Genomic DNA, 20,478 nt, shown 5'->3' on the forward strand with positions numbered 1-20,478 from the left:
TGCTACCCGTATGAAACTAACTCTCGGATTTTCGCCCTGCCCTAATGATACATTTATTTTTGATGCCCTTATTCACCATAAAATTGACACCGAAGGCCTGGAGTTTGAAGTATTTTATGATGATGTGGAAACGCTTAATCAAAAAGCTTTTCGCGGGGAGTTAGATATTACCAAGCTCAGCTATCACGCCTTTGCTTACGTAACTGATAGATATGTACTGCTTGATTCGGGCAGCGCGCTGGGTTTTGGTGTAGGGCCATTGTTGATTTCGAATCTGGAAATTTCGATTTCGGATTTGGAGAAAAACCTGATCCACGATCCGAAATCAGGGAGCCGAAACCCATTGATTGGCATTCCGGGCAAATATACTACAGCCAACTTTTTATTAGGCCTTGCCTTTCCTGAAGCTACCAACAAGCAGGTACTGGTATTTTCAGAAATTGAAGATGCTTTGCTTGATAACCGTATAGATATTGGTTTGATCATTCACGAAAACCGTTTCACCTACCAGGATAAAGGCCTCAAAAAAATCATCGATCTTGGCGACTACTGGGAAAAACGTACAGGTTGCGCTATACCCCTTGGCGGCATTGTAGCTAATCGTAATTTACCGTTGGATGTTCAGCATAAAATAAACCGGCTGCTCCGTAAATCGGTGGAGTTTGCTTTTGCTAATCCCAAATCCGGTTTAGCGTTTATTAAACAACATGCCCAGGAAATGAGCGAAGAAGTGATGTATAAACACATCGAACTTTATGTAAACCAATACTCAATTGAACTTGGCGAGGAAGGACGTAAAGCTATTAACCTGATGTTTGATGCTGCATTGGAGAAAGGGATTATACCGGAGGTGAAGCAGGGTATATTTTTGACTGATTAGTCTAACTGCATTGCTTCCAAAAACAAAAGAGGGACTCACCAAAATGCGTCCCTCTTTTGTTTATATCTATCCAATCAGCTATCAATACAATAAAGCATCATAAGGATACCTTTCAGTATGTATAGCCTTCACTTCCTTATAAAGCAAGGCCCTGAACTCCTCCACATTTTCCTTTTTAGTTGCCGAAATAAATATAGCCGGGGCATTATTTTTAGCCATCCAGCTTTGTTTAAAGTCTTCCAGTGTTAATGGTTCTTCCTGTTGCGGCACCTGGTGATCTTCGGGTTTAAAAGCGTCTATTTTGTTAAATACAGTAATAATGCGTTTATCAATAGCGCCGATATCTTTGAGGGTTTCGTTAACCGTGCGGATCTGATCTTCAAAATTAGGGTGTGAAATATCTACCACATGGATCAGGATATCGGCTTCGCGGGTTTCGTCAAGCGTCGATTTAAAACATTCAACCAAATGGTGCGGTAACTTACGGATAAACCCTACCGTGTCCGACATCAGGAAGGGCAGGTTCTCAATCACGACTTTCCTTACGGTGGTATCCAGTGTAGCAAACAGTTTATTTTCGGCAAAAACTTCCGATTTGGCAATCATGTTCATGATAGTCGATTTACCTACGTTGGTATAACCAACCAATGCTGTACGTACAAGCTGATGGCGATTTTTGCGCTGGGTCTCGTTCTGTTTATCTATCTGCCTTAGTTTATCCTTTAACAGTGAGATCTTATTCAGGATCAAACGACGGTCGGTTTCAATTTGCGACTCGCCCGGGCCGCGCATACCAATACCACCTTTCTGGCGTTCAAGGTGGGTCCAGAGACGGGTAAGGCGGGGCAGCAGGTATTGCAATTGGGCAAGCTCAACCTGCGTTTTAGCTTGTGCTGTTTGGGCACGGCTTGCAAAAATATCCAGGATGAGGTTATTCCTGTCCAGGATCTTTACCTGCAGTTCGTTCTCAATATTACGCAGTTGCGATGGCGAAAGGCCATCATCAAAAATAACTATATCAATTTCTTCTTCTTTAACGTAGGCTTTAATATCTTCCAGTTTACCTGAGCCAACAAAAGTTGCCCTGTCCGGGCGCTGTAGTTTTTGAGTGAAATGGCTCACCGTTAACGCTCCCGCGGTGCTGGCCAAAAACTCGAGCTCTTCCAGGTGTTCCTTCTCAATCTCGTCGGTTTCATTGGGCGTTATTACACCTACAAGTACCGCTTTTTCCTGCTTCACAGCAGTATCATAAAATTTTTGTTTCATTAATTACAGTATATCAATCCAAATGCCAGTTAAATAAATGTACGTAAACGGGGCTATGAAATAAAATTTTAATGTCAAAATAACATACGCGGGAATAAATTCATGACAGGAACTTTCATTATGAAAAATTAAATTAAAATGACTAAAAAAATTTGCTTTTAAATATTCCGGTAATTGTTATTTTTGATGTGATTAAACCTCATCACGATGAACAGGCTCTTACTGCTGCTTGGAGCAGCCCTATTTGCGTTACCGGTTACCGCTCAAAAAAAAACCGCCCCCCCTTCTAAAGTTTTACCTTTTGGCAAAATTGAAATTGCCGACCTTGAAATGGCCAAATGCGATTTTGAGCCCGATGCCAATGCCGAAGTTCTTTTTAACAAAGGCGATGTTTATTACGATAGTTCATTTGACATTAGCGGCGAGTACCACAAACGGATCAAGATTTTTAACGATAATGGTAAAGATGAAGCCAACATCCGTATTGAATATTACGGCGGTAACCGGCTGGAATATATTACCGATGTGCAAGCCGAAACCATTAACCTGGTTAACGGAAAGCCCGAAATAACCAAACTGGATAAAAAACTTATCTATACCCAAACCATTGATAAGGTACGCAATGCCATTGTATTTTCAATGCCCAACGTTAAAGCGGGGTCGGTAATTGAATACAAGTATAAATATCATACTGTTTCGATAAGCAATTTCCCGTCGTGGGATTTTCAGCAAAAAATACCGGTGCGGTACAGCGAGTTGGATACGTCTATTCCCGATCTGTTGTATTTCCGCACGGTGAACCACGTTTGGATGCCTTATTCAAAAGCAACCCATGATTCAGAAGCCCGCACCATGCCCGGCACAAATCCTTTATCATATAATGATGAAAAAGATTTTAGGGTTATGGAAAACATCCCTTCGCTGCATGATGAGCCTTACATGCGCTCATATACCGACAATATCATGTCGTTACAGTTTAACCTTACTTCTGTAAAATCAAGCTATGGCTTTTACAAGTCATATTCAGATACCTGGGCTAAAGTGGGCGGCATTATTGCCGATGATGAAGATTTTGGCGGCCAGTTAAAACGTAAATTAAAAGACGAAGAGCCTATTATCACCAAAGCTAAAACCTTTAAAACTGATGATGAAAAAATAGCTTACGTTTTTAACCAGGTAAAAACCCTCATGAAATGGGATGGCGTTGACCGCTGGTATACCAACGATGGTACTTACCGGGCATGGGAAAAGAAAACGGGCAATTCGGCCGAGGTAAATATTATTTTATACCACCTGCTTAAACAATCAGGCATTAAGGAAATCTACCCTATGATCGTGAGCACCCGCGAACATGGAAAAGTGAACCGCTTCAACACCTCGCTTTCGCAGTTTAACCGTGCAGTGGTTTATATTCCTGTTGATAGCACAAAAGAGTACATACTTGATGCTACAAACAAATACAATTTATATAATGAAACACCCGATATGCTATTGAATTCATCGGGTTTGTATATCGATAAGCAGGCCAACGCTTACGATATGCTTTATATTACAAAAGCAGCTCCGGCCAGGCAGGTGGTCATGATCAATGCCGACATTAAGGCGGATAGCAAAATGACCGGAACTGCAGATATCAGCAGCTTCAGCTACCACAAAATAAGCAGTGTTGAACGCTATAAAACCGATGGTGAAAAAAAATATATCGACTACATAAAGGCCAACGACAATAACCTTAAAATATCGTCATTAAAAATGAAGGATATGGAGTCAGATACCCTACCACTGGTACAAAATATAGCTTTTGACCTGGAGCTCACCGGTTCCGACGGAACATATATATATTTTAACCCCAACCTTTTTACCCCTATACGTACCAACCCTTTCCTGAGCGAAAAGCGCGCTACTGATATTGATTTTGGGCATCGTAACAGGTATGAGATAAACGGTACCTACAAAATTCCGGCAGGTTATAAAGTTGATGCGCTGCCAAAAAGCATACGCATGGTTATGCCCGATCAAAGTATAAGCCTTAAACGTTTTATTGCCGAACAGGATGGAATGATTGTAGTGCGATATGTTATATCATACGAAAAGGCTTTTTACGAAAAAGAAAGTTATCCTGAGCTGAGAGAGTTCTACAAACAAATGCAGGATATGCTTACTGAGCAGATAGTACTTAAAAAAGCCTGATCGAAAACATGAGCACTACATATTTTTACAGGCTGCTAACTATTGCAGGCATTGTCATTTTATCAATCAAAAGCTATGGACAGGATAAAAATCTCCCGAAAGAATTTTATATAGCATCAACCATCCCCGATTCATTAAAGGGAGAAGCAAATTCAGTTGTGCGGTATTCTTCAGACGAGGTTACCGTAAAAGCAGCTGGTAAAATGACGCTAAAGCATCACGCCATCATTACTGTTTTAAATGAAAAAGGTGATGCCGCCGCACAACTTGGCCTGGGTTACGATAAAAAATTCAGCAGTGTTGATAACGTGCAAATGCTGGTTTACAACGCTGATGGAACGATGATAAAAAAATATCACAAGAGCGATTTTTATGATTATGCCGCTACCGATGGGATCTCGATTGTAACGGACGACCGGATGCTGGCCATGAAACATCCGATATCTGCATATCCAACTACTATTGAGGTAATTTTTGAGGAGGACATGAACAGCTATCTCGATTTGGGCGAATGGGAAATTCAACGGCCCGAGCGGGCCGTCCAAAACGCGGAGTATACTGTCCTGGTCAATCCTTCGGTAGGCTTCAGGTACATGAATAAGAATACTACCATCAAGCCCGAAAAAACACCTGCCGGAGAGTTTGAAAAGTACACCTGGCATGTAAAAAATTTAAAAGCTATAAAGCCCGAAGACGATGCTGAATCATGGCAGGTTATGCCGCGGATCATGTTTGCAGCAAACTCATTCCAGTTTGGTGGTATTCCCGGCGATATCAGCACCTGGCAAAATTTTGGCAAATGGCTGCAGACCCTCAATGCAGACGTATGCTCGCTTAGTCCGGAACGGATAGCCGAGGTTAAAAAAATGACGGCCGACTTTAAAACAGACAAAGAGAAAGCCCGGTTTTTATACCAATACATGCAGCAAAACATGCGCTATGTAAGTATCCAGCTCGGCATTGGAGGTTTAAAGCCATTCCCGGCTACATTTGTCGACCAGAAAAAGTATGGCGATTGCAAGGCCTTATCAAACTACATGTATGCCTTATTAAAGGCAGCTGATATTCCATCGTATTATGCCATAATAAACGCAGGCTCAAACGAAGAGCCCGCTGATCCTGCATTTCCAAGCGATCCCTTTAATCACATTATTTTATGTGTACCTTTTAAAGGTGATACTACCTGGCTTGAGTGTACCAATATGCAAAAGCCTTTTGGCAAGCTCGGGCCTTTTACCGAAAACAGGTACGCCCTGCTGGTAACTGAAGATGGAGGCAAACTGGTTAAAACTCCGCGCAGTACAGATATTGACAACCAATTTAATAGCGAAGCACATGTGGTACTTGACGCGGATGGCGGCGCAAAGGCAACACTTAAAATTTTAAGCACAGGTGAATACCGCGATGATTACCTGGGTATAGCCGCCTTAAAAACCGACGAGCAAAAACAGGTACTGATTAAGATGCTGAACATGAAGCAGCCATCACTTTTTGAGTTCAAGCCATCAACAGATAAAGACGGCATAAAAGAACTGGACATTGAGCTGGAGTACGATAAATTTTGCGATGTATCGGCGGGCAACAAGCAGTTTTACAAACCCCGTGTTTTTGATCTGTGGAAAACAACCGTACCCATACTTGAAAAACGAAAAAGCGATTTTTTCTTTGAAATTCCCATGTTAAAAACATGCGTTACCACCATTGATTTGCCTGCTGGCTTTGAAATTGATGCTTTGCCTGCCGATCAAAGCCTTAAATTTACTTACGGCACTTATGATGTTAGGTATGTTTATGACGCAACTAAAAACCAGGTGGTAAGCACTACCAAATTCAACTTAAAAAACCATGTGATCCCCGCCGCCAAATACACCGAATTGCAGGTTTATCTGGATGCGATAGCCAAAGCCCAAAATAAAAAGCTGGTGATCCGCCGTAAAGCATAAATTTGCGCCTGATGATATTCAGGCTCGACGAACGTTTAATATTTCCAAAGCCCGATCTGGCCGAACCAGACGGGCTTTTGGCTGTTGGCGGCGACTTGAGTACCAAACGGTTATTGCTGGCCTATCAAAACGGCATTTTCCCCTGGTATAGCGATGATACACCCATCCTGTGGTATTCGCCTCATGAACGTTTTGTATTATATCCTGATGAGCTTAAAATATCCAAATCCATGCGGCAGGTATTACGCTCCGGCAAACTGAAGGTTACCGTTGATACCTGCTTTAACGATGTTATAACAGCCTGTTCAACCGCTCCGCGTGAAGGGCAGGATGGCACCTGGATTGTGCCCGATATGATATCCGCTTATAATCGCCTGCATTTGGAAGGCTATGCCCATTCGGTTGAGGTATGGCAGGATGACAAGCTGGTAGGTGGCCTGTACGGCGTACATGTTGGTGCTGTTTTTTGTGGGGAGAGTATGTTTACCCGCGTCAGCAACGCTTCAAAAACAGCGCTCATCTATCTGTGCAATACAGGGCTGTACAAGCTTATCGATTGCCAGGTACACACCGGTCATCTCGAATCGCTTGGAGCAAGGATGATAAGCCGGGAGCAATATATGGATGTATTGCTAAATAATTTAGTTTGATTAGTTACCTTTGAGCCATATGCAGCAGGTGGTAAATTTAAAGGAAAGGATCATTTTAGGTATCGACCCCGGCACAGCCGTTATGGGTTACGGACTGCTAAAGGAAACCGGCCCTAAAATTGAGCTGCTTGCTATGGGGGTAGTAAAAATGCCCGTTACCGACGATCATATGCTTAAGCTGCAGCGCATCTTCGAAAAAACCGTTGCCCTTATAGATAACTACCACCCCGATTGCCTGGCTATTGAAGCCCCTTTTTACGGCAAAAACATACAGGTGATGCTGAAACTCGGTCGCGCCCAGGGAATGGCCATAGCCGCCGCATTATCGCGCAATGTAGAGATCACCGAATACGCTCCCCGTAAAATAAAACAATCCATAACCGGTAACGGAAACGCTACCAAAGAACAGGTAGCCGCCATGCTGCAAAGCCTGTTAAAGTTCAAGGAAACCCCCGATTTTCTGGATGCTACCGATGGTTTGGCTGTAGCTGTTTGCCATTCATTTCAACGGATCCCTACAGGTTCGGGTAAGGCTGGAAGTAAAAAATCATATTCAGGCTGGGATACTTTTGTAAAGGATAATGCTAAAAGGGTTGTGAAGTGAGATCATCTGGTTTTTCCACCTTATTATTCCAAATAAAAAGCAGAAGACTTAAGAAGTTTTGAAAACTTCGTAAGTCTGAATTATAACGAACATTTGTCATGCTGAGTGTTTAAACCCGTGGACTCTGAAGGTGACAAAAGACGGCCTGTCAGTCTGAGCCTGTCGAAGACTCGCGCGCAGAGGCCTGCCCACTATGCTTCGACGGGCTACCCATGACCCATTTTTTATTTTTGTCATGGGTAACTTGTTTCAGCACCCCACTCGCTAAGCAGCCATGCTAAGCAAAGCGACTACCTGTCCTGTGGGATGCCGAAATAAATTCGGCATGACGATGGAGCATGTTATTTCTCCTTCAGAGACCCGTATTTTAACTCCTACCCATGACGCAGTGGAGACGCGCCTTTACGGCTTCACTACACTCTTCACATACTTATCCACACGCCCATCTTTAATAACCCCTTTCCAGTTTAAGCCGAAACCGAAATCATATTTATTGCCCTGCTCGTCAACATAACATTTCATATCGTGAGGAACATCCTCAAACTGCGCTTCAACGGTTTTCATATCCACCGGCATTTGCAGCGGTAATAATGCAGATGGCTCGGCTTTACCGGTCATGATATCAAGTGAGGCCTGGCCTTGCACGCCGAAATCAACAATGATAGCATTGGCGTCCTTTTCAAATTCAGCAAATACCATCGGGTTGCTCATATTAACAGATACAACAACCGGCTTCCCTTTCATTTTGGCATAAGTATCGGTAACCATAGCCAAATCGGTAACATTAATAGCAGTGCTTGATTTACCCTTGTAAGTACGGTTGGTAAATTTCTCCAGCGGGTCGCCACCTGCTATACTGGTAGCGCGGGCATCGGTGGCCGTGTATGCACCGTATTGCAGGTTGACTGGTACATATCCTGTTCCTCCGTTTTTAGCGTCGGCACTGCTATACCCCCCTCCACTATTGGGGCTGGCAATAAACACTAATGCATAATCGGCCTCATCAGGGTTATCGGTTACTTTAAAATATTTTTTAACAGTTTCCATATTCACAGGATATTCCAATTTTTCAGGTGTCTCCATTCCCAAAAAGTTCCTGCCAGCCGGAGTAAATTTTTTAGGTACATATACCGTTTTGCCGCTTTGTAAAGGCAATATATTAGCCTTGTTTTTCAACATCACTATGGATTTAAGCTGCGCCTGGTAACCTGCATCCATAAACTCGGGTTTGCCAACAGTTTGTTTGGAAACCTCAGGCTCCAGGTAAGGGTTTTCAAACAAGCCAGTCCTGAAAATATTGCGCAATAACCTCACTGCCGATTGCTCAAACCTTGCCCGCATAAACGCTTCGCCATGTTCTTTTATGCCTATCTGGTATGCTTCAACAACCGGGGCAACTTCGTTATTACCACCAAATTGATCAACACCCGCCATCAGCACCTTGTAATGGCGCTGCGCTATAGAAAGGCCCTCCACGCCCCATGATTTGCCCGAAAGGAATGAATCTACCGTGGTTTCATCGCCGGTAACCAGCCAATCGGTACAAACCACGCCATCGTATTTATATTTCTTGCGCAGCAGGTCGTTAATAATGTAGGAGTTATAGTTGTTGGCCACGTTTTCGTGGTCTTTGATATCCTGGTTGTATGAGATGGTATAATAAGGCATCACGGCTGCAGCCATGCCGGTTTTACCTTGCAGCTTAAACGCGCCCTCGGTAAAAGGGATCAAATGCTGCTTAAAATTATTGCCCGGGTAAACCGCATACTTACCATAAGCATAATGCGCATCCCTGCCGCCCTCACCTGCACCGCCACCAGGCCAGTGTTTAACCATAGCGTTTACACTGTTGTAACCCCAGCCGTTTTTAATTTCCTTTTCAGCGGCCGAAGTTTGGAAGCCATCAATATAAGCACGGGCCATATCGGCAGCTAACTGCGGATCTTCGCCAAAAGTACCGCTCACACGCGCCCAGCGCGGATCGGTAGCAATATCAACCTGCGGCGAAAGTGCTGTTGAAATACCTAAAGCCCGGTATTCCTGCGCTGCAATGTGGCCAAAGTTTTTCACCACCTCAGGATCAAAGGTAGCAGCCATTCCAAGCGAACCGGGCCACATAGAAATGGCACCACCCGCACCGGCATTATATTCGGCGGTAGCCACGGTTCCATGGCGGGGATCGGAGCTGTTATTATTGGGAATGCCCAAACCCAGGCCTTCTACAAACGCCTGCGCATTGTTATTCCATTGCGCGGCTATTTCGGGACTTTGCACCGAGGTTACCAGCACATGCCTTACGTTATCCTTAGCTAAAAATTGTTTTTGCTGATCGGAAAGGTCAGACGCTTTGGCACCGCTTTCAGCAAAAACTTTATTGTTATAAGTACCGGCGAATGGCCCGCCCGCTGCCGCCGGGATTGGCTGGTGACGGCTGTACAACATTAAACCTGCTATTTGTTCAACACTCATTTTTGAGGCGAGGTCTTTAGCGCGTTCATCAACAGGTAACCGCCAGTCTTCGTACTTATCCAGCCTGCCGTTCTTGTTCAGGTCTTTAAAAGCAAAGCCATCAACGGTTAATATTTTTATGCCCGATGTGGTGGCATAACCCAGGTTTTGCCCACCTGTATTGGTAACAAAAGCAATATCGCCTGCTTTTCTTTCTGTCCATTTGTTTTGCGCTATAACAGCAGTTGCCGGCAACAGAGCCAGCAAGGTTATCAGTTTAATTGGTTTGGCCATAATCATTCATGATTCGGGTTAAAGAAAAAGGCCCCTGCAAAAAATATGCAGAGGCCGGGGTTGGTTTTACTTTAGTTTTAGTTCTTTTATGGTTTGTTCGGGCAGCAGCGCTTTGTTTACCTTTTCAACAGTAATATCTTTAGCCAGGCTGAAAGATGCCGCTTCCTCTATTTTACGCGATGATGAACCTATTTTCACTTTATAGCTTCCTTCATCAGCTATCCAGGCCTGTCTGTTGGTATAAAACGAAGCCAGATCTGCTGCTTTGATCATAAACGTCAGTGTTTGCGATTGACCGGGGGCCAGCAATTTGGTTTTGCCGAAAGCTTTCAGCTCATCTTCCGGTTTATCCAGATCCGTTTTAGGAGCCGCGAGATATAGCTGAACCACCTCTTTACCTGCTACATCGCCGGTATTTTTAACAGTAACCGAGGCAGTGATCATGTTTTTGAAAACCTTTGAGCTCAATTTCAGATCGCTGAATTTAAAATTAGTGTATGACAAGCCATAACCAAACTCATAGGCCGGGGTAACTTTAGCGACATCGTAATAACGGTATCCCACGTAAATACCCTCTTCATAAATAACCTGTGTTGGTTTACCTTCGGGCGTACCGGGGAAGTTATTAGCCGATGGCACATCTTTATAATCGGCAGGGAAAGTAGTCGCTAATTTGCCCGATGGGTTTACCTTGCCGCTCAGCACATCAGCAATAGCGTTACCAGCTTCCAGGCCAGGCTGCCAGGCTAATAAAATACCATCTACCTTATCGCGCCAGGCGGTAACATCAACAACACCACCTACGTTAAGCACAACAATTACCTTTTTACCCTTAGCATGAAACGCACTGGCAACACCATTGATCAATCCTTTTTCGGCATCGTTTAAATAATAATCGCTTTCCAATTTACGGTCGGCGCCTTCACCCGCGTTACGGCCTATCGTGATCAGCGCTTCATCGGCACCATTAGCTTCTTCAGCTACGATAGCGTTCACATCCATTTCGGGGATTGGTGCGGGATGGTCAAAAAAGTTTTTAGGTTTTGGCTGTTTGGCCTTCATATCTGTGAGGTACGCTTTGTAATTATTGGAAAGCGTTTCCTGCAGCTTAAAATTGGCATTGGCCAAACCTTGCATTAATGAAATAGTGTATGCTTTGTTTACATCACCGCTGCCGGTACCACCTGCAATAATATCGTACGAGGTATTGCCAAACACTGCAATCCTTTTGCCGGCACCAAATGGCAGCGCATGGTCATCATTTTTCAAAAGTACCATACCTTGTGCCGCAGCTTCACGGGCAACAGCAGCGTGACCGGCTAAATCTGGCGCATCAGAGTATTTATATTTTTTGAAAGTAGGCGATTGAACTATCACATTCAGAATCCGCTCCACATTGGCATCAAGCTGTTGTGCGCTAAGCTTCCCGCTTTTTACAGCAGCCACTATGTCATCAGATTGGGTTGGGTTACCCGGCATCAACAGATCGTTGCCTGCTTTCATCTGTGCTACGGCATCTTTACCGCCAAACCAATCGGTCATCACAAAACCTTTAAAGCCCCACTCCTTTTTAAGAATGGTAGTGAGCAGGTCGCGCCTTTCGGAGGTAAAAGTGCCGTTCAGTTTGTTATATGACGACATCACTGTCCATGGCTGCGCTTTTTTCACCGCAATCTCAAAACCACGCAGATATATTTCGCGCATGGCACGCTCGCTTACTATGGTGTTAATGGAGTTACGGTTGGTTTCCTGGTTGTTAGCCGCATAGTGTTTAATAGAAGTACCTACCCCGTTTGATTCGATACCGTTAACAATGGCAGCGGTCATACTGCCGGCCACTAAAGGATCTTCAGAATAATATTCAAAATTTCGGCCGCCGAGCGGGTTGCGGTGAATGTTGAGGCCCGGCGCCAGCAAAATATCCACACCGTATTCGCGCACTTCGTTACCAAAGGCAACGCCTACTTTATTTACCAATTGTGTATCCCAGGTTGAGGCCAGCAAGGTGGCAACCGGGAACGCCGTAGCATAATACGTTTTTGATTTATCGCCATTGCGGATAGGCTCAATCCTCAAACCTGCCGGACCATCAGATACCGTGATAGACGGGATACCTAAACGTGGAATAGCATGCGTGCGACCGGCAGCCCCGGGAACTTTTTCGGGGATATTGTAAGCATCCGGATCAGAGGGTGGCAATTTAAAACCACCTATATCAATAGCTTCGGGCTTTTTACCCTTTACCGGCGGCGGTACGCCCGGCATCTTAAAACCCATTCCCACAACAAGCTTCGATTTTTCTTCGAGTGTCATGGCAGCAACAATCTGCTTTACGTTTGTTGCGCTTAATTGTGGGGCAGGGCTTTTGCTTTGGGCTTGTACCGCCTGGTGAATACCACCGGCAAATAAAACGCATGCTAAAGCAACGTGTAGTTTGTAGCTCGTTCTCATTTTTTAAAATTAAATAGGTTAAAGGGGCTAATTGGCGATAATAACAGCAAGGAAAATATATTCTTTGTGTCATTATTACACAATAGTAAAAATTAAGTTTTACAATAGCAAGTTTTATCGATGAATAGATGAAGAATACGGATGGGAAGGAGAAATTGGACGATAAAATGGAACAATGATAAATTTTAAACTACCTGTTATTCTGAAAGATAACGAAGAATCTTTTCAAGATGCGGGGCCGCCATATAAGGTGAAGAAGATACTTCGTTCCTACCCATGACATGTTAAAAAAGGCGTTCTTCGTCAGCAGGTAAGCTTTGGGCGAAACGGGCGGAACAATGGTGGCCTTGAGCGAAGGAAAAGGGCATAGCACGTTTTTGCGGAAGCGTTGGACATGTGTGTGCGAAGCGGGGCAAAATAATTGCAGCCCGTGGTTCTGACCGTTTTGCAGGGCAAAGGCCGGCGTGACGGGTTGTGGAGTGGGTGAGCGCAAAGAGCCTCCCTGCTGACTTGATTTATTCGTTAAGTATATGTTTTAATAGGTACTCATGAGCTCGTTTCACTCGGTTTTTGGGTACTTTTGTATCAAGACAAAAGTACCTGGCTCCGCGCGGCCAAGAGCGCGACGATGTAAGTTCATTACAACAATAGCTGTTACCTGCCTGTGGGAGATTGCTTCGTTCCTTATAATGACGTAATTGCAAGGCGCTGATTATTAAATATATTTTCTGATCTGTTTTATAATATGGGCGTTGCCTGTGGCCCGCGCTATCCGCTCATACTGCACCAAGCCTTAGCCACGTTGGCCGGTATCCGCTACTATCGCTAACGCAAAAAAGAGAAAATTTGAACTTTAGCCCTACGCCAACACCTCTTCCAATACATCTGCCGATTTGATATTGCCAAAGCCCTCGATATGCATAGCGTAATATTCCAGCAGCTTTTGCACCAGGTAGCGGCGTTCATCGTTGCTTAGTTTAAGCAGGTGCATATCTTCAAAACTGGTTTGCAATACTAATCGAAAATTATTGGTATGCGGGGGCGAGAGATAGGAAATGCTCTCGGGCTTATAGCGGGTGAATTGTCCATTTTTTATATCGAAATAATCAGCTTCACCCGCCATGTAGCGGTCGGGGTAAAAACCGAGGTAACGGGTTAGGTGGATTAAAAATATTAGGTGAAAGTTAGCAACACTTTCGGTTTGGTGATCGAGCCATTCAATAGCGCTGAAAATAAAATCGAACAAGTTTTCATCCGGCGATTGCTGTTTTATGGCTTTGTACAACACTTCGTTCAAAAATATGGCTATACAGCTCTTAATCACATCATAAGGAATACTCAGCAGTACCGGCGCATTCTTTAATTCGGAAATGCGCTGCACGCTGCCTGTATTTTTGTGATAAACCACCAGGTCGAGCAAATGCAGGGGTTGCAGCATGTTTCGACTTATTTTAGCCTTGGGCTTTTTAGCACCATTAATGATGTACGATTGCAGACCAAATTTCTCGGTAAAGATCTGTACGATCACACTGCTTTCGCCGTAATCGGTAGCCCTGAATATGATTCCCCGGGTTTTATGCAGCATGCCTTATCAATAAAATGATCTTCGGTAAAAAAATAACTATCCCGGTTATCAGCGCGAACAATGCAGCCACAACAACAGCACCGGCAGCTATATCTTTTACATGCCCCGCTTTTTCGTTATAAGTAGGCGAAACCAGGTCGGTCAGTGTTTCGAGTGAAGTATTGAGTAATTCGGTAATAAGCACTACGGCGATGCTGGCCATGAGCCAAAGCCATTCGGCGGTTGAGATCTGAAAAAGTAAGCCCAGGATTACAGCAATCGTTCCGGCCACCAAATGAAACCTGAAATTAGGCTGTGTTTTAGCAGCATACCCCAAACCCTTAAACGCAAAACCAAAACTGCGTATCAACCTTTTCATGTTCAAAAATACAAAGTTTAGGTGCAAATGCGGATAGCGCATTTACAGTGTCCATACCATTGTTATTAGTGCCAATATTAACATAGCAAAGGGCATAATACAAGTGTTCAACTTTTAAAAAAACCGGTGTTCAACTTTTTCTTTTACCAAAACACAAAACCTTGATTATCAACACCAACTTGTTCAAAAGCCCCAAAACAGCCAATCCAACAAAATATAACACACTGATTATCAAGGCCAATATTTTATAAAACAACAACAAGTGTTCACCCCTAAAAAAATTGAACACTAAACGCCGCAAGCAGATCAGGTAATAATGTATAACCCGTTACCCGTTAACTCATTGTCACATTATCACTATCATTAATAGGCAGATAACGCATTTTTTGTAGTTTTGCGCCTCTCTCTTATATATCACGTTAATAATGTTCTGGAAACATATAGCTTCTGCAATTCTTAAAAACAGGCTGATAATTTTTATTTGCGTTTTAGCGCTGAGTGCCTTTATGGGCTACGAGGCGTCGAAGGTAAAAATCACCTTCAATGGCGGCAAAGTACTTCCGGTTACCGATTCGGCATTTATCCGCTACTCCGAGTTTAAGAAAACCTTCGGGCAGGATGCCTCATCGATGGTTATTGGCATTAAATCGCCCAATATTTTTGATAAAGATGTTTTTAACGACTGGTACCAGATTGGCGAACAGTTAAAGAAAATAAAAGGGATTAAAGCCGTAATCTCGGCGGCAAATATTTATGATCTTCAAAAAGATACCCTGCAGCATAAATTTGTACTGAAGCCTTTGGTTACCGGTCCGCTGCAAACCGCCGCGGCTGTTGATAGTGTAAAACAACAACTTGCTTCCATGCCATTTTATAAGGGGTTGATTGTAAGTAACGATGGCCAGAGCACCCTGATGGCCATCACTTTTGATGATAAGATCATCAACACGCCGTTCCGCGTGCCCATCATTAAAAAGATCAACCAGCTTGGGCAGACATTTGAAAACAAGCATAATATCAAAGTACACTATTCGGGCCTACCGCTTATCCGTACCGTGGTTGGCGACCTGGTGGCCCATGAGTTTTCATTATTCCTGAGCCTTTCAGTGGCTATTACCGGCCTTATCCTGCTACTGTTTTTCCGATCTGTATTCCCGGTTATTTTCCCGGTACTGATCGTGATATTGGGTGTAATATTCAGTCTTGGCGTACTGCAAATGATGCATTACGAGATGACACTTTTAACCGGCATCATCCCGCCGCTTATTGTGGTTATCGGTATCCCTAACTGTGTATTTATCCTCAATAAGTATTTTCATGAGTACGGCATCAGCGGCAATAAAATGGCTGCTTTGGAGGTTGCCGTTGAGCGAGCAGGTATCACCACCTTTATAGCCAACGTTACTACGGCTATTGGCTTTGGCGTATTATGCTTTACCAATAGCGAGTTGCTTACCCAATTTGGTTTGATAGCCTCAATTGGTATCATGGGAACTTTTGCCTTGAGCCTTATTTTGGTTCCTATTATATTCAGTTTTCTGCCTGCACCAAAGGCAAGCCAAACCGGGATTAAAGACAGTAAATTGATGGATGGGCTGCTGGCCACTTTAGATAAGCTGGTGCATACCAAACGTAAAACCATTTATTTAACCACAGCAGTATTGGTCATCATTGCCATTGTTGGTATGGTTAGGATTAATATCAATGGATATGTGGTTGACGACCTGCCCCAAAGCAACGACACCCTGCACGATCTTAAATTTTTTGAATCGAATTTTAACGGGGTGCTTCCTTTAGAGGTTAGCATCGATACCAAACGCAAAAACGGCGTAATGAACTTAGCCACCATCCGCAAGGTGGAGAAACTGGAAAAACTGATTTCCTCCTACCCTGAATTTAGTCGCTCGGTATCATTGATCCAGGTGTTGAAATTCAGCACACAGGCATTTTATGGCGGCAATCCTGAATATTACCGCCTGCCCGACGGACTGGAGCAAAACTTTATCCTTAACTATGCGGGCAACTCAGGCAAAGGTACAAGCGGTTTGCTAAAAACCTATCTCGACAGCACCCACCGCGTTACCCGTGTCACCTTCGAAATGGTTGATGCCGGTTCAAAAAAAATGAATACGGTACTCGCCGAATTACAGCCACGCATCGACTCTATTTTCAATCCGAAGAAGTTCCACGTTGAGCTAACCGGTTCAAGCATCATATTTATAAAAGGCACCAACTATCTGCTCAAAAACCTTTATGAAAGCCTGGCCTGGGCTATTGTACTTATCGCAGGCGTAATGTGGATCCTTTTCCGAGGCATAAAGATGATCGCCATATCGCTGGTGCCGAACCTTATTCCTCTTATTATCACAGCGGGCATTATGGGCTTTTTCGGCATCCCGCTTAAACCATCAACCATATTGATTTTCAGTATTGCCATGGGTATCTCTTCCGACCAGACCATCTATTTCATTACCCGTTACCGTCATGAATTACGTCACAGTAAAAAAAGCATCTCTAAAATAGTTTCAGACACTATCCGCGAAACCGGGGTCAGCATGATTTTCATTGCTACCGTGCTGTTTTTTGGGTTTGGTATTTTCTCGATATCAAATTTTGGCGGCACCGTTGCTTTGGGCGTACTATTATCTATAACCTTACTGGTGGCTATGATCAGTAACCTTACGTTGCTGCCTGCGTTTTTGTTATCACTTGAAGGTGGTGTTGATCGTAACAAGATCAAGGGACCGGATATTGAGGAAGCCTGATAGGTGGCTCAAAGTTTCATGGACTGGTATTACCTATTACTTTTATTTTACCATAAGTATAACCAACGCTACCATCCATATTGGTGCCTTCTAAAATGTAAGTATAAGTTGATGGCTTATCGGCTGTATAAAATGATATGGTTGCTTTGCCATCGGCACCTGTTGTTACATTGGGCTTCCAATGTATGGTTGAACGCAAATCCGGAGTATGTTTATTGGTATTATCAGACAGATAACGTGGGCGATAAAAGCGGGAGGGAACACTTAATACTAATGGTTTGTATAAATAAGTTCCGGCTGTGTTTTTTATGCCCGGCCCGCTTCCTGATCGGGTAGTAAGTTCTATATAGGCAAAATCAGAGGGGTCAAGACCGCGTTTCCAGTCTGCGGGGGTATATCTCGTGTAGTATTTACTGCTATATTTAGCCGAGGTGATGACCTCAAGACCTTTTATATCTTCGGCATTAAACCTTTCCAAATAGTTTTTCATGGTGATGAAATTGGGCTCGTCGATATTGGGGCTTTTTAGCACCTCTGTCATAAGCATTCCATCAATAATTAGTGTAATTGGCTTATCATTAATAAAATACCATTGAAAACTAAATGTTTCTCCTGTAGATATTGGTGGCGGATCTGCAAGGTCTGACGCGTTCTTACCTTGTAAGGACAATTTCAGACAATAGTAATGCCCTATCGCCATAGGATCTCCCTTATCTGATATCGGCCGATGTATTTCGCCAACTCTGAAACCCGGAACTCTTTTTTCAAGAAACTGCAACCAGTTTTCTTTCCCCGCTTTTTCTATGTCTGCTTCATCAAAAGAGAGGTCAGCGTTACCAGGACCATTTAAATTTTGTGAGCCTTTGACTATTTTCTTTGCTGTAATTTTTACCTCTTTTAAAGCCCTGGTGTCAGGGGGCAGGTTGTCGGCCAGGTTTTGCCGCATCCGGTTATTTTTCAAACTGTTGAGCAAGGTAGTATCATTGCTTACATACCAGGGCATCGGTGCGGGGCCGGCAGATGCCAGCAGCACTGGTGGTGGAGCATCGTCCATTATAATGCCAACGTTAAAATTTTTGGCGGTTTTAATAAAATAAGCTGGGGTATCTGCAAGCGGGAGGTTACGGAACGCAAACCTGCCATCCTTATCGGTAAGCGTATCAGTTACAACAATAGGTGATTTTGAAAACAGCTGCACTTTAGTTTGTTTAACAGGTTTGTTAAAAACATTAATTACCCGGCCTTTAACCGCAGCTTCAGTTTCGGCAGCATACACCGGCCGCCCTTTTTCCTCTGGCCATTCGTAGCTTGCCCAGCCCTGTGTAAGCAACAGGTTATCAAGTGCCGCTTTGGCTTGCGAATTGTTAGCGATGAGGTAATAGTTGGGTTGCTCCACAAAGCCTTTCAATTCGGATGTAAGCAGCATGCGGGTAACAATACTCTCGTTGTTCAGGCTATCCTGATGTACTTGTAAATCATCGGTAACCGCCATCGAAAAATTGCCCGCGAGCGGATTACCGAGGGCATCTTTCGCGTCAACGTGTAACGCTATACTATCTCGTAGATGATAAGCCATTTTATCTGCGTTAATGTTTAAATGCAAATTATCATGTCTATCAATAAAAATCAACCGTTCATTTAGGGCGTTGCTATTTTTATCAAGTAGCAAAAAATGAGTGATGCCTGAGGGGAAAAGTTTTTTGTCGATTTTTTGACTAATGGATGTACCGTTTTTAAAATCGACCATTGCACCATAACAAATAATTTCGCGGGCTTGACCAATCAGGAAATAGCTTTCACCCGACCGGGCAATTTTATCAGTTGCGGAAAGCAGGACTTTTACAGAATCTTCATTGGGGGGATTGATCACATTCAGAACGATCCCTTCCTTTTTAACATCGGGCAAAGTAAACTCACGTATTGCGCCACCCGGTAGGGTTACTTTAGCAGTATAATTTTCGCCGGTATTAACAACAGGCAGGTTAAAACTCCCCATGCCTAAATGCTCCGATTCAAAATTAGCAACAACCTGTTTTTCATGATCCAGAACTGCGCCTGAAACATTGATGCCCTTACCGTCCAAACCTATCGCTTTAAAACCAACATGTGCCGGTAAACCTGCTATCAGCTCGCCCCCTTCTGGCATAAACTGAACATCGGCATCCTGGGGGCTATTAAAGTTTAGTGGGATATTTACATGGTTACCTGCACCATCTCCGGCAACAATGCGAATATCTCCCGGTTTGGCCGGTAGCTTAAAAGTAATATCTATAAGCCCTTTTTCATCTGTTTGAATTGTTTGCCGATATAGTTGTCTCCGGCCTTTCAATACCGATAATTGAACAAGCTTATCCGCTACGTTGGCTTTATAGATATCACTCAGCAGTAGCTTAACATGTGCCTGCTCCTTGTTATCAGCCATCACACTTGAGCAGGTATAATTAGCCAGCCAATTGCTGCCTGTGTCATCGGCAACGGTAAATTGTTTACGAAAAAAACAATCCTGGCTAAAGTTTTGAAGCCATTGGGTATAGGCAATGAGCGTGTAAGTGCCGGCAGGTATATCTTTCAGGCTGATGTTGCCCCAGCTAAGCCCTTTCTCAACAGGCAATCGTTGCTTTTTTACCATTACATTGCTATCGGTAACAATGCTCACATACATGATACCGCTTTTGGCTGAAAGGTTGAGAGTTGGCGCATTAAACAGATAAGCCTTAAACCACAGGGTATCGCCAGGGGTATAAATGCTTTTATCCAGTTGAACATAGATCTTTTCGGCAGGGTTTTGGCGGGTAAGGCTATCCTGTGCCGATTTCATTTCAAGCAAGTGCGAAGCAGGGTCTTTTTCCTGGGCATAGCCCTCAACTCCTAAAAACAAAAAGCAGGCTAAAAATAGGAGGCAGGCGATAAAACCCCGCATTACTTTTATCAAATAAATAAATACCGGTTTGGCGGAGCCGAGAATTTTCAATTTGGATGTATTTAGGTTTATAATTGGGTGATATAAAGTTAATTATTATTACCAACAAATAAAAGATTGTACA

Annotated in this window: 12 protein-coding genes; 6 read left to right on the forward strand and 6 right to left on the reverse strand. The window is 43.6% G+C overall.

Features of this window, described 5'->3' with window-relative positions; all coding sequences use genetic code 11:
- Window positions 1–10: 10 nt before the first annotated feature.
- A complete protein-coding gene (locus IEX80_RS21125; RefSeq protein ID WP_188834066.1) occupies window positions 11–880 on the forward strand; it encodes a menaquinone biosynthesis family protein in 870 nt (289 codons plus the stop codon).
- An 81-nt stretch (window positions 881–961) separates the two neighbouring features.
- Here the strand turns inward: IEX80_RS21125 and hflX are convergent, their stop codons facing one another.
- On the reverse strand, window positions 962–2,146 hold the full coding sequence (gene hflX / locus IEX80_RS21130; RefSeq protein ID WP_112657043.1) for a GTPase HflX: 1,185 nt from the start codon (window positions 2,144–2,146) through the stop codon (window positions 962–964).
- Between the two features lie 207 nt (window positions 2,147–2,353).
- On the opposite strand from hflX, the gene IEX80_RS21135 reads away from it, so the two are divergent.
- Genes IEX80_RS21135 through ruvC form a run of 4 tightly spaced genes read left to right on the forward strand, consistent with a single transcriptional unit; the run spans window position 2,354 to window position 7,533 of the window.
- Complete coding sequence (locus IEX80_RS21135; protein ID WP_090534513.1) at window positions 2,354–4,336, forward strand: DUF3857 domain-containing protein; 1,983 nt, start codon at window positions 2,354–2,356, stop codon at window positions 4,334–4,336.
- 8 nt (window positions 4,337–4,344) lie between these two features.
- Window positions 4,345–6,279, forward strand: coding sequence for a DUF3857 domain-containing transglutaminase family protein (locus tag IEX80_RS21140; protein ID WP_090534511.1), 1,935 nt, complete (start codon window positions 4,345–4,347; stop codon window positions 6,277–6,279).
- A gap of 11 nt (window positions 6,280–6,290) precedes the next feature.
- The gene (gene aat / locus IEX80_RS21145; protein WP_090534509.1) at window positions 6,291–6,929 is read left to right on the forward strand and encodes a leucyl/phenylalanyl-tRNA--protein transferase; all 639 of its coding nucleotides are present in this window, start codon (window positions 6,291–6,293) and stop codon (window positions 6,927–6,929) included.
- Between the two features lie 19 nt (window positions 6,930–6,948).
- Window positions 6,949–7,533 carry a crossover junction endodeoxyribonuclease RuvC gene (gene ruvC, locus IEX80_RS21150; RefSeq protein ID WP_090534507.1) on the forward strand — a complete coding sequence of 195 codons (585 nt, stop codon included), beginning with the start codon at window positions 6,949–6,951 and terminating at the stop codon, window positions 7,531–7,533.
- A 402-nt stretch (window positions 7,534–7,935) separates the two neighbouring features.
- On the opposite strand, the gene IEX80_RS21155 is transcribed toward ruvC, so the two are convergent.
- From IEX80_RS21155 to IEX80_RS21170, 4 genes are all read right to left on the reverse strand, one after another.
- Entirely contained in the window at window positions 7,936–10,275 is a 2,340-nt protein-coding gene (locus IEX80_RS21155) for a glycoside hydrolase family 3 protein (protein ID WP_090534601.1), read from the reverse strand.
- A 66-nt stretch (window positions 10,276–10,341) separates the two neighbouring features.
- Window positions 10,342–12,726 (reverse strand): glycoside hydrolase family 3 C-terminal domain-containing protein, encoded by a 2,385-nt coding sequence (locus IEX80_RS21160; protein WP_188834067.1) that lies wholly within the window; start codon window positions 12,724–12,726, stop codon window positions 10,342–10,344.
- Window positions 12,727–13,585: 859 nt separating this feature from the next.
- The gene (recO, locus tag IEX80_RS21165) at window positions 13,586–14,311 is read right to left on the reverse strand and encodes a DNA repair protein RecO (RefSeq protein WP_090534502.1); all 726 of its coding nucleotides are present in this window, start codon (window positions 14,309–14,311) and stop codon (window positions 13,586–13,588) included.
- Entirely contained in the window at window positions 14,301–14,669 is a 369-nt protein-coding gene (locus tag IEX80_RS21170; RefSeq protein WP_090534500.1) for a diacylglycerol kinase family protein, read from the reverse strand. Before IEX80_RS21170 ends, recO begins: the two co-directional genes overlap by 11 nt.
- Before the next feature lie 425 nt (window positions 14,670–15,094).
- Here IEX80_RS21170 and IEX80_RS21175 point away from each other — a divergent pair, with 425 nt between their 5' ends.
- Complete coding sequence (locus tag IEX80_RS21175) at window positions 15,095–17,434, forward strand: efflux RND transporter permease subunit (protein WP_188834068.1); 2,340 nt, start codon at window positions 15,095–15,097, stop codon at window positions 17,432–17,434.
- Window positions 17,435–17,450: 16 nt separating this feature from the next.
- Here IEX80_RS21175 and IEX80_RS21180 read toward each other — a convergent pair whose 3' ends face one another.
- Entirely contained in the window at window positions 17,451–20,405 is a 2,955-nt protein-coding gene (locus IEX80_RS21180) for a hypothetical protein (protein WP_188834069.1), read from the reverse strand.
- Between the last annotated feature and the right edge of the window lie 73 nt (window positions 20,406–20,478).

The sequence above is a fragment of the Mucilaginibacter rubeus genome (assembly GCF_014643835.1).
Classification (GTDB): domain Bacteria; phylum Bacteroidota; class Bacteroidia; order Sphingobacteriales; family Sphingobacteriaceae; genus Mucilaginibacter; species Mucilaginibacter rubeus.